The sequence below is a fragment of the Microbacterium sp. HMH0099 genome (assembly GCF_049384025.1).
GTDB lineage: Bacteria > Actinomycetota > Actinomycetes > Actinomycetales > Microbacteriaceae > Microbacterium.
Window position 1 is genome coordinate 215,121 of sequence record NZ_JBMRJR010000002.1, and the last position, 12,951, is coordinate 228,071.

The window sequence follows — 12,951 nt, forward strand, 5'->3', positions numbered from 1 at the left end:
GGGCCCATGTCCCACTATGTGCAGCATCGGCCCGCCCCACCTGCACAAAGGGGGACACGGCGGCTGTCGGCCGCCACTGCCCGGCGCCCATGTCCCACAATGTGCAGCATCGGCCCGCCACACCTGCACAAAGTGGGACACGCCCACGGCGCCCCCCACCTGCCCAAAGTGGGACCAGCCTGAGCGCCGCCCCGACACAGCACAGCGCCCCGCCCCTCGCACGGAGGGACGGGGCGCCGGTGGCGGGCGTCAGACGCCGGGGTAGTCGCGCTGCGCGGCGCCCGTGTAGAGCTGCTGCGGGCGGCCGATCTTCGTCTGCGGGTCGGAGATCGCCTCGCGCCACTGCGCGAGCCATCCCGGCAGGCGCCCGATGGCGAACAGCACCGTGAACATGCGCGTCGGGAAGCCCATCGCCTTGTAGATCACGCCGGTGTAGAAGTCGACGTTCGGGTAGAGGCGACGCTCCTTGAAGTAGTCGTCCTCCAGGGCGATCTGCTCCAGCTCCTTGGCGAGGTCGAGCAGCGGGTCGCTGACGCCGAGGGCCTCGAGGACCTCGTCCGCCGCGCCCTTGACGAGCTTGGCGCGGGGGTCGTAGTTCTTGTAGACGCGGTGTCCGAAGCCCATGAGCTTGACGCCGGCCTCCTTGTTCTTCACACGCTCGACGAAGCGCTCAACGCTCTCACCGGAGTCGCGGATGCGTCCCAGCATCTGCAGCACGGCCTCGTTCGCCCCGCCGTGCAGCGGACCGGACAGAGCCTGGATGCCGGCGGAGATCGACGCGAACTGGTTCGCTCCGGTCGAGCCGACGAGGCGCACGGTCGACGTCGACGCGTTCTGCTCGTGGTCCTCGTGGAGCATGAGGAGCAGGTCCAGCGCCTTCGTCATGACGGGGTTGGCCTCGAAGGGCTCGCTGTGCACGCCGAAGTTCAGCTTCAGGAAGTTGTCGACGAAACCGAGCGAGTTGTCGGGGTAGAGGAACGCCTGCCCGATGCTCTTCTTGTGCGCGTACGCCGCGATCACGGGGAGCTTCGCGAGCATGCGCACCGTGTTCAGCTCGACGTGCTCGGGGTTGTGCGGGTCCGACTCGTTCTCGTAGTAGGTCGACAGGGCCGCGGTCGCCGCCGACAGCACCGACATCGGGTGCGCGGTCGGGGGCAGCGCCGAGAAGAAGCGCTTGAGGTCCTCGTGCAGCAGCGTGTGACGGCGGATGCGCTCGTCGAAGGACGCCAGCTCGTCGGCCGTGGGCAGCTCGCCGTAGATGAGCAGCCACGCCACCTCGAGGTACGTGCTGTTCTTGGCCAGCTGCTCGATCGGATACCCGCGGTACCGCAGGATGCCCTGATCACCGTCGATGTAGGTGATGTCCGACTTCGTCGACGCCGTGTTCACGAAGCCGTAGTCGAGCGTTGTGTGCCCGGTCTGCTTCGTCAGCGACGCGATGTCGATGCTCGGGATGCCGTCGGTACCTCGCAGGACCGGGAATTCGGCGGTGGTTCCCCCCACCGAGAGGGTGGCCTTGTCCTGCTGCGTGCCCGCGTCGCTCACCGCGCCTCCTTGCGATTTCTGGTCGCCCGTGTGTTCGAGCGCGGGGGCGGAGGCACCCGCGATCTCCTCGGCCGGTGAACCCCACGGGTATGGAATCCGGGCCGGCACGCCCTCGGAGGATGGCCCGAGCGCAATGCCTTTACAGCCTAGTAGGCACGTCGGCCTACCGATGACACCGCCAAAGCTGGCTCCCATCGAATGGAGGGAACCTCCTGCGGCGTCAGGGGGTCAGGCGCTCCGCGGCCGCGGCGATGCGCTCGTCCGTCGCCGTCAGCGAGAAGCGCACGTGCTGCGGGAAGTGCGAGCCGTAGAAGTGCCCGGGCCCGGCCAGGATGCCGAGATCGGCCAGGCGCTCCATGCTGTCCCACGCGTCGCGCCCCTCGGTGGCCCACAGGTAGAGGCCGCCTTCGCTGTGGTCGATGCGGAACCCGGCGGCCTCGACCGCGGGCTTCAGGAGCGAGCGGCGCTGCGCGTAGCGCGCGCGCTGCTCCTCGACGTGCGCGTCGTCGCCGAGGGCGACGGTCATGGCCCGCTGGACCGGGGCGGGCGGGATGAGACCGAGATGCTTGCGCCCGGTCAGCAGACGCTCGACCAGCGTCGGGTCGCCGGCGAGGAACGCGGCCCGGTAGCCGGCGAGGTTCGACTGCTTGCTCAGCGAGTACACCGACAGCACGCCGGTGAGGTCGTCGCCGACGACCTGCGGGTCCAGCACGCTCGGCACCCGGGCGGCATCCCACGGCGCGTCCCAGCCCAGCTCGGCGTAGCACTCGTCGGAGGCGAGGACCGCGCCCAGCTCCCGCGCGCGCGCGACGGCGGCCGCCAGCTCGACGGCCGAGAGCACGCGCCCGTCCGGGTTGCCCGGAGAGTTGATCCAGACCAGGCGTGTATGCGCCGGCCAGGAGGCCGGGTCATCGGATGCCACCGGCTCGGCGCCGACGAGACGGGCACCGACCTCGTAGGTGGGGTAGGCCGCCCGCGGGTGCACGACGGCGTCGCCGGGGCCGAGTCCCAGCAGGAGCGGCAGGAGCGCGACGAGCTCCTTCGAGCCGACCGTGGGGAGGACGTGGGCGGCGGTCAGGCCGGGGACGCCCCGACGGCGCGCGTACCAGTCCGCGACGGCCTCGCGGAGGGCCGGGGTGCCCGCGGTCTGCGGGTAGGCGTGGGCGTCGGAGGCATCACGGAGAGCCTCGGCCACCACCTCGGGCGTGGGGTCGACCGGCGAGCCGATCGAGAGGTCGATGATCCCGGCGGGGTGTCGACGCGCACGCTCGGCGTACGGGGCGACGGCGTCCCAGGGGTAGTCGGCGAGGTCGGCGACGCCCACGGGCTCAGTGCGCCTGCGGGGGAAGCGCCGAGACGACCGGGTGGTCCTTCGCGATCACACCGACCTTGGCAGCACCACCGGGCGAGCCGATGTCGTCGAAGAACTCGACGTTGGCCTTGTAGTAGTCCGCCCACTCCTCGGGGAGGTCGTCCTCGTAGTAGATCGCCTCGACGGGGCAGACCGGCTCGCACGCACCGCAGTCGACACATTCGTCCGGGTGGATGTAGAGCGAGCGCTCGCCCTCGTAGATGCAGTCGACGGGGCACTCGTCGATGCAGGCGCGGTCCTTGACATCGACGCACGGGAGGGCGATCACGTAAGTCACCCGTCCAGTCTAGACGCGCGGGCCCGCCGGCCTCCGCGGACGCCCCGTGACCTATGATCCCCGCCCCCGCACCCCGCCTTCTCAGCGCTGAGCACTACGGGGCGGGCAGCCGGCGCTCAGTTGGCGCGAATGCACGCCGCCGGCGCCCTCGCGCGTACATCTGCGCCAACTCAGCGCAAGGGACACCAGCCGGCGCTGAGGTGGCGCGAATGCACGTCGCCGGCGCCCTCGCGCGTACATCTGCGCCACCTCAGCGCAGGGGATCGAGACGACGGCCCGTCAGCGCTCGGGCGGCGCAGGCGCGGCGCGCAGGTGCGACAGGTCGGGCCACGCGGCGACCAGCGCGACCAGCACCGGACCGATGATCGTCCAGGCCACGGCGATCCATTCGGTGTCGGGCGTGGCAGCGGCGACGATAGCGGACCCGCCGGGTCCGACCTGCGAGAAGACGAACGTCGCCGCGACGACGCCGATGCCGCCGGCCAGCGCGTTCACGCGGTCGCGGGTCAAGGTCCGCAGGGCGATCAGCAGGGCGGCGGTGCCGACGGTCGCGAGCAGCAGCCCGAGGGGGAAGAACCCGATGCGGTAGGCGTGCCCGACGGTCGCCGCGACCCCGTAGAAGAGTCCGATCACGGCGGCCATCAGCCAGCCGAGGACGCGTGACAACCCGAAACCCACCGGGTCAGTCTAGGCGCGGCTCAAGCTGCCCATCCCCAGAGTCGGAGGAGTGCGGCGGTGACCGCCGCCGCTGCGACGACGACGAGGAACGGCGCCCGCGCCCACAGCAGCACCGCGGCCACGGCGACCGCCGGCAGACGCGCGTCCACGACCACGGCCGCCCCCACGGCCAGAGCCTGCACGACGACGAGCGCCGACAGCAGCGCGACCGTCAGCAGATCCGCGATCCGCGCGGGTCGCGGCGCCTCGAGCACGCGCGCGGGAACGAGGTACCCGACGGCCTTGAGCGCGACACAGAGAATGGATGCCAGGAGCACGGCGGTCCACAGGGTCATGGCATCCCCTTCTCCTCCGCCGTCCCGACCGGGGCGACGGTAGGGCGGCGGGGATCGAACAGCCCGACGGCCACGGCGACCGCCGCGGCGGCGATGACCGGGATGCCGGGCATCAGCACCGGGGTCAGAGCGGCGGCGACGATCGCGGCCCCCGTGGCGACGGCCAGCGGCTGACGGCCGCGCAGTCGAGGCCAGACCAGGGCGAGGAAGGCGGCGGCCGCCGCCGCGTCGAGACCGTACGCCCGGGGATCGCCGAGCACGTCGCCGAGGAGTGCTCCCGCGAAGGTCGAGAGGTTCCACCCCACCCAGATGCCGATGCCGGTCACCCAGAATCCGACCCGGCGCGCACGCGACGCGCCCTGCGCGAGCGCCACGGCCACGGACTCGTCGATGGTGAACTGCGTCGCCGCCGCCCGCCGCCACGGCCCGCCCCCGAGGAGAGGCGTCATCCGCATCGCGTAAGCGGCGTTCCGGACGCCGAGCAGAGTCGCGGAGGCGATGGCCGCCGGGGCGGCGGCGACTCCCCCGGCGGCGATCACGCCGACGAACGCGAACTGCGATCCACCGGTGAACATGAGCAGGCTGAGCACGCAGGTCTGCCAGACGTCGAGACCGGATGCCACAGACAGCGCCCCGAACGAGATGCCGTACGCGCTGGTGGCCAGAGCCACTGCGAGCCCCTGTCGGGTCGCAGCCCCCTCGGCTGTTCGGGAGAACGAACGCATGCGCATCATGGTGAACGATCGAGCGTCGTTCGTCAAGTCGAACGATTGACGGGCATAATGAACGCATGACGGACCTCGGCGACCGCATCGCTTCGACCCTGCGTCGCGAGCGCGAGCGGCGAGACCTGAGCGTGTCCGAGCTCGCACGCCGCGCCGGCGTGGCGAAGGCCACCGTGTCGCAGCTCGAGAACGGCGGCGGCAATCCGAGCGTCGAGACGCTATGGGCGCTCGCCACCGCTCTGCAGATCCCCTTCGCCGACTTCGTCGACGAGGGCGTCCACTCCCCCACCCTGATCCGCGCGGGCGAGGCGTCGACGGCGGTCGCGTCCTCGGCATCCGACTACATCGCGGTCCTCCTGTCGGCCAGCCCACCGCACGCACGCCGCGACATCTACCTGCTCTCCGCCGAGCCCGGCACGCCCCGCCGGTCCGACGCGCACCCCCGAGGGACCATCGAGCACCTCGTCATGGTCTCGGGGCGGGGTCTGGCCGGTCCCGCCGACGATCCGTTCGAGCTGTCCCCCGGCGACTACCTCTCGTATGCCGGCGACGTCCCGCACGTCTTCGAGGCCCTCACCCCCGGGATGAGCGCGGTCTGCGTGGTCGAGTCCCGCTGACGGCCACCGGCGGGCCGCGCCCGTTCGCGTCACGCGACGATGCGCCCGGTCGCGTCACACGACGATGCGCCCGCTCGCGACCCACGGCGCGGGACGTCCTGCCCCGGTGACGCCGACGGCCCCGTCACGCCGAAGCGTGCGGGGCCGTCCTGGTGCGGAACGCTTACGCGTTGGCATCCTGGCGCTTGAGGCGGGAGGCGGCGCGCCCGCGCTCGGTCGCGTCGAGCACGACCTTGCGGATGCGGACCTTCTCGGGCGTGACCTCGACGCATTCGTCGTCGCGGGCGAACTCGAGCGACTCCTCGAGGGTGAGCACGCGCGGGGGCGTCATCGACTCGAAGGAGTCGGAGGTCGACGAACGCATGTTCGTGAGCTTCTTCTCCTTGGTGATGTTCACGTCCATGTCGTCGGCGCGCGAGTTCTCGCCGATGACCATGCCCTCGTAGACCTCTTCGGTCGGCTGCACGAAGAAGCTCATGCGCTCCTGCAGGGCGATCATGGCGAACGGCGTGACGACACCCATGCGGTCGGCGACGATCGAGCCGTTCTGACGCGTGGTGATCGAGCCCGCCCAGTCGTCGTAGCCGTGCGAGATGGCGTTGGCGATGCCGGTGCCGCGCGTGATCGTGAGGAACTCGCTGCGGAATCCGATGAGGCCGCGCGACGGGACGACGAACTCCATGCGCACCCAGCCGGTGCCGTGGTTGGTCATGTTGTCCATGCGGCCCTTGCGGGCGGCCATGAGCTGGGTGATCGCGCCGAGGTGCTCCTCGGGGGCGTCGATGGTCAGGTGCTCGAACGGCTCCTTGAGCTTGCCGTCCTCACCGCGCTTGGTGACCACCTGGGGCTTGCCGACGGTGAGCTCGAAGCCCTCGCGGCGCATGTTCTCGACGAGGATGGCCAGCGCGAGCTCGCCGCGCCCCTGGACCTCCCACGCGTCGGGACGGCCGATGTCGACGACCTTGAGCGAGACGTTGCCGATGAGCTCGCGGTCGAGGCGGTCCTTGACCATGCGGGCGGTGAGCTTGTGGCCCTTGACCTTGCCCATGAGGGGCGAGGTGTTGGTGCCGATCGTCATCGAGATCGCCGGGTCGTCGACGGTGATCGCCTTGAGCGGCCGGACGTCCTCGGGGTCGGCGATGGTCTCGCCGATGGTGATGTCGGGGAAGCCCGCGATGGCGACGATGTCGCCGGGGCCGGCGTCCTCGGCCGGGAAGCGCTCGAGCGCGCGGGTCTTCAGCAGCTCGGTGATACGTGCGTTGCTCGTGGTGCCGTCGGAACGCACCCAGGCCACCGTCTGCCCCTTCTTGAGCGTGCCGTTGAAGACGCGCAGCAGGGCGAGACGGCCCAGGAACGGGCTCGAGTCGAGGTTGGTGACCCACGCCTGCAGCGGCGCCTCGTCGTCGTAGGAGGGGGCCGGCACGTGCTCGAGGATCGCGGCGAACAGCGGCTCGAGGTCGTCGTTGTCGGGCAGGGCGCCGTTGGCGGGACGGGTGAGGGATGCCGCACCCGCACGGCCGGAGGCGTAGACGACCGGCACGTCGAGCAGCGCGTCGACGTCGAGGTCGGGCACGTCGTCGACGAGGTCGGACGCGAGACCGAGCAGCAGGTCGTGCGCCTCTTCCTCGACCTCGGCGATGCGCGCGTCGGGACGGTCGGTCTTGTTGACGAGGAGGATGACGGGGAGCTTGGCCTCGAGCGCCTTGCGGAGCACGAAGCGGGTCTGCGGCAGCGGGCCCTCGGACGCGTCCACGAGCAGGACGACGCCGTCCACCATCGACAGACCGCGCTCGACCTCGCCGCCGAAGTCGGCGTGGCCCGGGGTGTCGATGACGTTGATCGTCACGGGCACCTCGGTGTGGATGCCGTTGTAGGTGATCGCCGTGTTCTTGGCGAGGATCGTGATGCCCTTCTCGCGCTCGAGGTCGTTCGAGTCCATCGCGCGCTCCTCGACGTGCGCGTGGTCGCCGAACGAGCCGGTCTGGCGGAGCATGGCGTCGACGAGCGTCGTCTTGCCGTGGTCGACGTGCGCGACGATCGCGACGTTTCGGAGGTCAGGACGGAGGGCGTGCGCCATGGAGGGTCTCCAGGAAGTTTTGGGTGACGCCCGGAAATCGGGCCCTGCCAGTCTACCGGCCCGCGGCGACACTCCCGGCAGGGGACGACGAAGGGCGGGAACCCCACAGGATCCCGCCCTTCGTCCGGACGTCGGTCAGCGCGTCGCGTCGCCCTCGAGGAGCTGGTGGCGCAGCTCGCGGCGGGCCGCCTGCACCTCCACGTCGGGCACCGGGATCGCGGCGATGAGGCGCTGCGTGTACGGCTCCTTCGGCGCGCGGAGGATCTCGTCGCGGGTGCCCTGCTCGGCGATCTTGCCGCGGTTGAGCACGACGATGCGGTCGGCCATCGCGTCGACGACGGCGAGGTCGTGGCTGATGAACAGGCAGGCGAAGCGGTGCTCCTTCTGCAGCTCGCTCAGCAGCTCCAGCACGCGGGCCTGCACGGACACGTCGAGCGCGCTCGTCGGCTCGTCCGCGACGAGCAGCCGGGGCTGCAGCGAGAGAGCCCGCGCGATGCCGACGCGCTGCTTCTGACCGCCCGACAACTCGTGCGGGTACCGGTTGCGGTAGCTGCGCGGCAGGCGCACCTCGTCGAGGAGCTTCTCCACCCGCGCGTCCAGCGCCGCCCCCTTGGCCTCGCCGGCCAGGAGCAGCGGCTCGCCGATGGACTCGCCGATCGGCAGACGCGGGTTGAGCGAGGACGACGGGTCCTGGAAGACGATGCCGACGCGGCGACGCAGCGACTTGATGAGCTTGCGCGACCCGCTCGAGATGTCCACGCCGTCGACCACGAGGCGGCCGTCGGCGATCGGCTGCAGACCGATCGCGGCGCGGCCGATGGTCGACTTGCCCGATCCGGACTCGCCGACGAGGCCGACGATCTCGCCCTCCGCGATGCCGAGCGTCACGTCGTCCACGGCACGGAAGGCCGCGACGCGCCCCTTCTTTCCGTACTCGATCGACACGTTGTCCAGTTGCAGGACCGGGTGCGCGATCTCGGGCGCGGCCGCGGCGAGGGCGATCGCCTCGGTGCGGGCCGGGCCCTCGGCGACGGCCGTGGCCAGCGCCTCGACGACGTCGACGGTGCTCTCGCCCTCGAGGGTCTCCCCCAGGCGCGGCACCGAGGCCAGCAACTCCTTGGTGTACGGGTCCTTCGGCGCACCGAGCACCTGAGCCGCGGGTCCCTGCTCGACGATGTCGCCGGACTTCATCACGACGATCCAGTCCGCGAGGTCGGCGACCACGCCCATGTCGTGCGTGATGAGGAGGACGGCGGAGTCCAGGCGGTCGCGGAGGTCGCGGATGAGGTCGAGGATCTCCGCCTGCACCGTCACGTCGAGCGCGGTCGTCGGTTCGTCGGCGATGAGCAGCGCGGGCTCCAGGCTGATGGACTGCGCGATCATGGCGCGCTGGCGCTGACCGCCCGACAGCTGGTGCGGGTAGGAGGCGAACGCCTTCGCCGGGTCGGGCAGGCCGACCATGTCGAGCAGCTCCAGCGCGCGGGCCTTCGCCTGCGTCGGCGCGATCGGGGTGTGCGCGCGCAGCGCCTCGATGATCTGCGAGCCCACCGTGAGGACCGGGTTCAGGGCCGTCATCGGCTCCTGGAAGATCGCGGCGACCTCCGGTCCGCGCAGCTGCCGCATCTGCGACGTCGACAGACCGGTCACCTCGCGGCCGTTCACCTTGATGCTGCCCGTGACGCGGCTGTTCCGCGGCAGCAGGTCGAGCACGGCCATCGAGCTGACGCTCTTACCCGAGCCCGACTCTCCGACGACCGCGACGACCTGACCGCGCGCGATCGAGTACGTCAGGTGCTTGGCGGCGGGAACCCAGACGTCGTCGACCGCGAAGTCGACGCTGAGGTCGGTCATCTCCAGGGCCGGGATAGCGGCCTTCTCGGTCGTGCTCATGAGAATGTCCTCTCGGTCCCGCGCAGCGGGAGTGAGTGATCGGGGAATGAAAGAATCGGGGGATGCCACGCCAGACGTTCCGTTCGACGTTCACCCGTGTCCTGTGCGGCATCGTCTGGGCGATCATCGCCGTCGTGGCGATCGGCCTGCTCGTGACGCCCGGAGCGACCGACGCACCGGCCCTGGTGGTCGTGGGAGCCCTCGGCGCGGCCGCCCTGGTCACCGGCATCCTGTGGTCGCCGTCCGTCACGGTCGACGACGAGGCGGTGCAGGTCGACAACATCGTGCTGCGCTACCGCGTGCCGTGGGCCGCGCTCATCCACGTGGACACGCGCTACGCCCTGCAGCTGCACACCCCGGGCCGCCGCATCAGCGCCACCGCCGCACCGGCGCCCGGAGCCACCGGCTCGCTTCGCGCCGCCCGCGCGCACCGCCGCAGCGAGGACCCGTCCGCCGCGCAGCTGCGTCCGGGCGAGCTGCCGGGCACCGACTCCGGCCGCGCGGCCGAGCTGGTGCGCGCGCGCTGGTACGCGCTCCGCGACGCGGGTCGCGTCGAGGCGGGCATCGCCGAGACCGTCCGCGTGGAGCCCGCCGTCCGCGTCGACAACCTGCTGCTGCTGGTCGCCGGCGCGGCGGGTCTCGTCGCGGCGGTGGTCCTGGGCTAGGCCCCGCGGGAGGGCGACCGTCATGACGACGGGGTCTCCGGGTGCACGCGCGCCTGCGTGCTGGCGGGAGCGGTGACCGACGGGCCGGCCTGCTCCTTCGTGCGACGCAGCGAGAAGCGCTTCTGACGCGGGTCGAACGCGTCGCGGAGGCCGTCGCCGACGAAGTTGACGAGCACGGCGAGCAGGACGATGAAGACCGCCGGCCACCAGAACAGCCACGGACGCGTCGAGAACGCCGACTGGTTGTCCGAGATGATCAGGCCGAGCGAGACGTCCGGCGGACGCACACCGAGCTGCAGGTAGCTCAACGCCGTCTCCAGCAGGATGGCCGAGGCCGCGAGCAGAGTCGCTGCGACGATCACCACGCCGATGGCGTTGGGCAGGATGTGCTTGAAGATGATGCGGGCGTCGCTCGCCCCGGCCACGCGCGCGGCCTCGACGAACTCGCGCTCGCGCAGCGACAGGAACTCCGCCCGCACGAGGCGCGCGATCGTCGTCCAGGACACCATCGCCAGGAAGAACGCCAGCGGGATGACGCCGAGGCCACCCGTCGCGCGACCGACGACGGCACCGATGACGATGATCGGGATGACGATGAAGACGTCGGTGATGCGCATGAGCACCGCGTCCACCCAGCCGCGGTAGTACCCCGCGAGGGCGCCGATGATCGTGCCGACCGCGGTCCCCGTGATGCTGATGATGAGCATCACGAGGATCGAGTTCTGGATGCCGCGCATCGTCATCGCGAAATAGTCGATGCCGATGCGGTCCTGACCGAACGGGTGGTCGCCGAGCGAGAAGGGGAACACCGAGAGGGTCGGCGCACCGCCGTTGTTCTGCGCGTTCAGCGTCGTGTAGTCGTACTTCCACCATCCGGGCACCGGTCCGAAGCCGATCGCCGAGATCGAGAAGACGGCCAGCAGGAGGAACAGGATGCCGGACACGACGGCGACCTTGTTCGCGAGGAACCGGCGCAGGACGAGCCGTCCCTGGCTCACTCCGACCGTGTTCCGCTCGTCGGCGGGAGCCGGCGCGTCCACGTGCGCGGGCTCGGGAAGCATCTGGGTCATCGGGAGACCTCCGGGAATCGGACGGCGGCGATCATGCGACCACTCGCACGCGGGGGTCGAGCGCCGCGTAGGCGAGATCGGCCAGGAAGTTGAAGACGATGGCGGTGACCGCGATGACGAGGAAGTACCCCATCACCGGGTTCACGTCGACGCGCTGGATGGATGCCACGAACAGCTGCCCCATCCCGGGGATGGCGAAGACCTGCTCGGTGATGACCGCACCACCGAGGATCGCGCCCACGTCCGTCGCCACGAGCGTGACGATGGGGATGAGCATGTTGCGCAGACCGTGGCGCATGATGACGGTCCGCTCCGGCAGACCCTTCGCACGCGCCGTCCGGATGTAGTCCTGGTTCAGCACCTCGAGCATCCCGGCACGGGCGTACCGCGTGTACCCGGCGAACGAGATGAGCAGCAGCGAGATGGTCGGCAGCAGCAGGTGGGTGAAGGTGTCGATCCCGCTGATCCACATGTCGCCGGAGAACCCGGGGGTGGCGGCACCGACCGTGGCGATCGGGCGCCCGTTGATGCGGGGGCTGCCGACGTAGGCGGGCCAGGACTGCATGTAGCGGTCGAGGATGACCAGGCCAAACGAGAAGAACGCCACGATCGCGCCGATGCGGGCGGTCATGCCGCGGTCGGGGGCGCCGAGCACGAAGCCGGTCACGAGGCCGATCGCCACCGCGGCGACGAAGAGGATGATGACCGTGGCCACCGTCGAGATGTCGAACAGCCCCTGCAGAGCGAAGTACGCGATGTAGGCGATCGCACCGTTGATCGCGGCGACGATGAGGGCGCGGCGGTTGGCGAGGCCCGAGATGAGGGCCGTCGTGATGACGACCACGCCCGCGATGAGCAGCAGCAGGCCGACGGGGCCGAAGCCGGGGTTGCGGAACCAGTCGGTGACGTTGAAGTACACGAGCAGGGCGACCGTGGCGGCGGCGGCGACACCGGCGACGATCAGCCGGCGGCGCGTGTCCCCGCCGATCATGGCCTGCCACACGACGGCCGCGATCACCGCGAGGAGCGCGATGAGCCAGACCGGGATGGCGGTGGCCGACTGCAGGAAGTTGTTGAACCCGAGCGCCAGGAACTCCTTCAGGAGCACCGCGACGAGGAACGACGGCAGGGAGAAGAGGAAGAAGCTCAGCAGGGTGATGCCGAAGTCGAAGCCGCTGTACTGGCGTAGCGCCGACACGACGCCGACGACGATGCCCAGCACGATGGCGAGGACGAAGGACGCGGTGACCAGCTGCAGCGTCGAGACGACGGCGGTCGGGAGGATCTCCAGGACCGGCGCGTTGCTGATGGTCAGTCCGAGGTCGCAGCTCCCGGCGAAGGGGATGAGGCAGCTGGCCGCTCCGCCGAGCCACAGGAAGTACCGCAGCGGCGGGGGCACGTCCAGATCCAGGGCCGCGACGCGGGCGGCGATGAGCTGGTCACGGTTGGCAGCGGTGCTCTCGCGCAGGTCCATGAGGGGGTCGCCGGAGTTGGCGGCCAGCACGTACATGATGAACGACGCTGCGAGCAGGACCAGGATCGAGACGGCGATGCGCCTGAGGATGAATCCGACCATCGCGATGGGACTTCTTTCGATCGGGTAGGCGACGCTCGGGGGAAGCGCCTTGGAAAGGATAGTCGCGTACGCGCAGGAAAGGTCGCCTCGCGCACACGAGGTGAGGCGCCGGAGCCGAGCTCCG

General features: G+C 70.6%; 12 protein-coding genes. 2 read left to right on the plus strand and 10 right to left on the minus strand.

Annotated elements, in window-relative coordinates:
• Nucleotides 1–249 precede the first annotated feature (249 nt).
• The 6 genes from ACO03V_RS04805 to ACO03V_RS04830 form a co-directional block, all read right to left on the minus strand.
• Nucleotides 250–1,545, minus strand: coding sequence for a citrate synthase (locus ACO03V_RS04805; protein WP_367726467.1), 1,296 nt, complete (start codon nt 1,543–1,545; stop codon nt 250–252).
• A 220-nt stretch (nt 1,546–1,765) separates the two neighbouring features.
• On the minus strand, nt 1,766–2,869 hold the full coding sequence (dapC, locus tag ACO03V_RS04810) for a succinyldiaminopimelate transaminase (protein ID WP_423136805.1): 1,104 nt from the start codon (nt 2,867–2,869) through the stop codon (nt 1,766–1,768).
• 4 nt (nt 2,870–2,873) lie between these two features.
• Nucleotides 2,874–3,194, minus strand: a complete 321-nt coding sequence (gene fdxA / locus ACO03V_RS04815) for a ferredoxin (RefSeq protein WP_367726465.1) — start codon at nt 3,192–3,194, stop codon at nt 2,874–2,876.
• Nucleotides 3,195–3,473: 279 nt separating this feature from the next.
• Nucleotides 3,474–3,872, minus strand: coding sequence for a histidinol dehydrogenase (locus ACO03V_RS04820; protein WP_367726464.1), 399 nt, complete (start codon nt 3,870–3,872; stop codon nt 3,474–3,476).
• 20 nt (nt 3,873–3,892) lie between these two features.
• Nucleotides 3,893–4,207, minus strand: coding sequence for an AzlD domain-containing protein (locus ACO03V_RS04825; RefSeq protein WP_423136806.1), 315 nt, complete (start codon nt 4,205–4,207; stop codon nt 3,893–3,895).
• A complete protein-coding gene (locus ACO03V_RS04830) occupies nt 4,204–4,932 on the minus strand; it encodes an AzlC family ABC transporter permease (RefSeq protein WP_423136807.1) in 729 nt (242 codons plus the stop codon). The genes ACO03V_RS04825 and ACO03V_RS04830 overlap by 4 nt, the downstream gene beginning before the upstream one ends.
• Nucleotides 4,933–4,997: 65 nt before the next feature.
• Between ACO03V_RS04830 and ACO03V_RS04835 the strand changes: the two genes are divergently transcribed.
• On the plus strand, nt 4,998–5,549 hold the full coding sequence (locus ACO03V_RS04835) for a helix-turn-helix domain-containing protein (protein WP_367726461.1): 552 nt from the start codon (nt 4,998–5,000) through the stop codon (nt 5,547–5,549).
• A 163-nt stretch (nt 5,550–5,712) separates the two neighbouring features.
• Here the strand turns inward: ACO03V_RS04835 and typA are convergent, their stop codons facing one another.
• Together typA and ACO03V_RS04845 are read right to left on the minus strand one after the other, a co-directional pair.
• On the minus strand, nt 5,713–7,626 hold the full coding sequence (typA, locus tag ACO03V_RS04840; protein ID WP_367726460.1) for a translational GTPase TypA: 1,914 nt from the start codon (nt 7,624–7,626) through the stop codon (nt 5,713–5,715).
• A gap of 135 nt (nt 7,627–7,761) precedes the next feature.
• On the minus strand, nt 7,762–9,516 hold the full coding sequence (locus ACO03V_RS04845) for an ABC transporter ATP-binding protein (RefSeq protein ID WP_387053713.1): 1,755 nt from the start codon (nt 9,514–9,516) through the stop codon (nt 7,762–7,764).
• Between the two features lie 62 nt (nt 9,517–9,578).
• Here ACO03V_RS04845 and ACO03V_RS04850 point away from each other — a divergent pair, with 62 nt between their 5' ends.
• Complete coding sequence (locus tag ACO03V_RS04850; protein ID WP_367726458.1) at nt 9,579–10,181, plus strand: PH domain-containing protein; 603 nt, start codon at nt 9,579–9,581, stop codon at nt 10,179–10,181.
• Nucleotides 10,182–10,201: 20 nt separating this feature from the next.
• Here the strand turns inward: ACO03V_RS04850 and ACO03V_RS04855 are convergent, their stop codons facing one another.
• Together ACO03V_RS04855 and ACO03V_RS04860 are read right to left on the minus strand one after the other, a co-directional pair.
• Nucleotides 10,202–11,251: an ABC transporter permease gene (locus ACO03V_RS04855; RefSeq protein WP_367726457.1), complete on the minus strand. Its 1,050-nt coding sequence runs from the start codon at nt 11,249–11,251 to the stop codon at nt 10,202–10,204.
• Nucleotides 11,252–11,282: 31 nt separating this feature from the next.
• The gene (locus tag ACO03V_RS04860; RefSeq protein ID WP_367726456.1) at nt 11,283–12,827 is read right to left on the minus strand and encodes an ABC transporter permease; all 1,545 of its coding nucleotides are present in this window, start codon (nt 12,825–12,827) and stop codon (nt 11,283–11,285) included.
• Between the last annotated feature and the right edge of the window lie 124 nt (nt 12,828–12,951).

Excerpts from the sequence above, each read along its gene's own strand:
- ACO03V_RS04825 (WP_423136806.1), bottom strand. The coding sequence starts at position 4,207 with ATGACCCTGTGGACCGCCGTGCTCCTGGCATCCATTCTCTGTGTCGCG.
- ACO03V_RS04855 (WP_367726457.1), bottom strand. The coding sequence starts at position 11,251 with ATGACCCAGATGCTTCCCGAGCCCGCGCACGTGGACGCGCCGGCTCCC.
- typA (WP_367726460.1), bottom strand. The coding sequence starts at position 7,626 with ATGGCGCACGCCCTCCGTCCTGACCTCCGAAACGTCGCGATCGTCGCG.
- ACO03V_RS04860 (WP_367726456.1), bottom strand. The coding sequence starts at position 12,827 with ATGGTCGGATTCATCCTCAGGCGCATCGCCGTCTCGATCCTGGTCCTG.
- ACO03V_RS04835 (WP_367726461.1), top strand. The coding sequence starts at position 4,998 with ATGACGGACCTCGGCGACCGCATCGCTTCGACCCTGCGTCGCGAGCGC.
- ACO03V_RS04845 (WP_387053713.1), bottom strand. The coding sequence starts at position 9,516 with ATGAGCACGACCGAGAAGGCCGCTATCCCGGCCCTGGAGATGACCGAC.
- ACO03V_RS04830 (WP_423136807.1), bottom strand. The coding sequence starts at position 4,932 with ATGCGTTCGTTCTCCCGAACAGCCGAGGGGGCTGCGACCCGACAGGGG.
- ACO03V_RS04850 (WP_367726458.1), top strand. The coding sequence starts at position 9,579 with ATGCCACGCCAGACGTTCCGTTCGACGTTCACCCGTGTCCTGTGCGGC.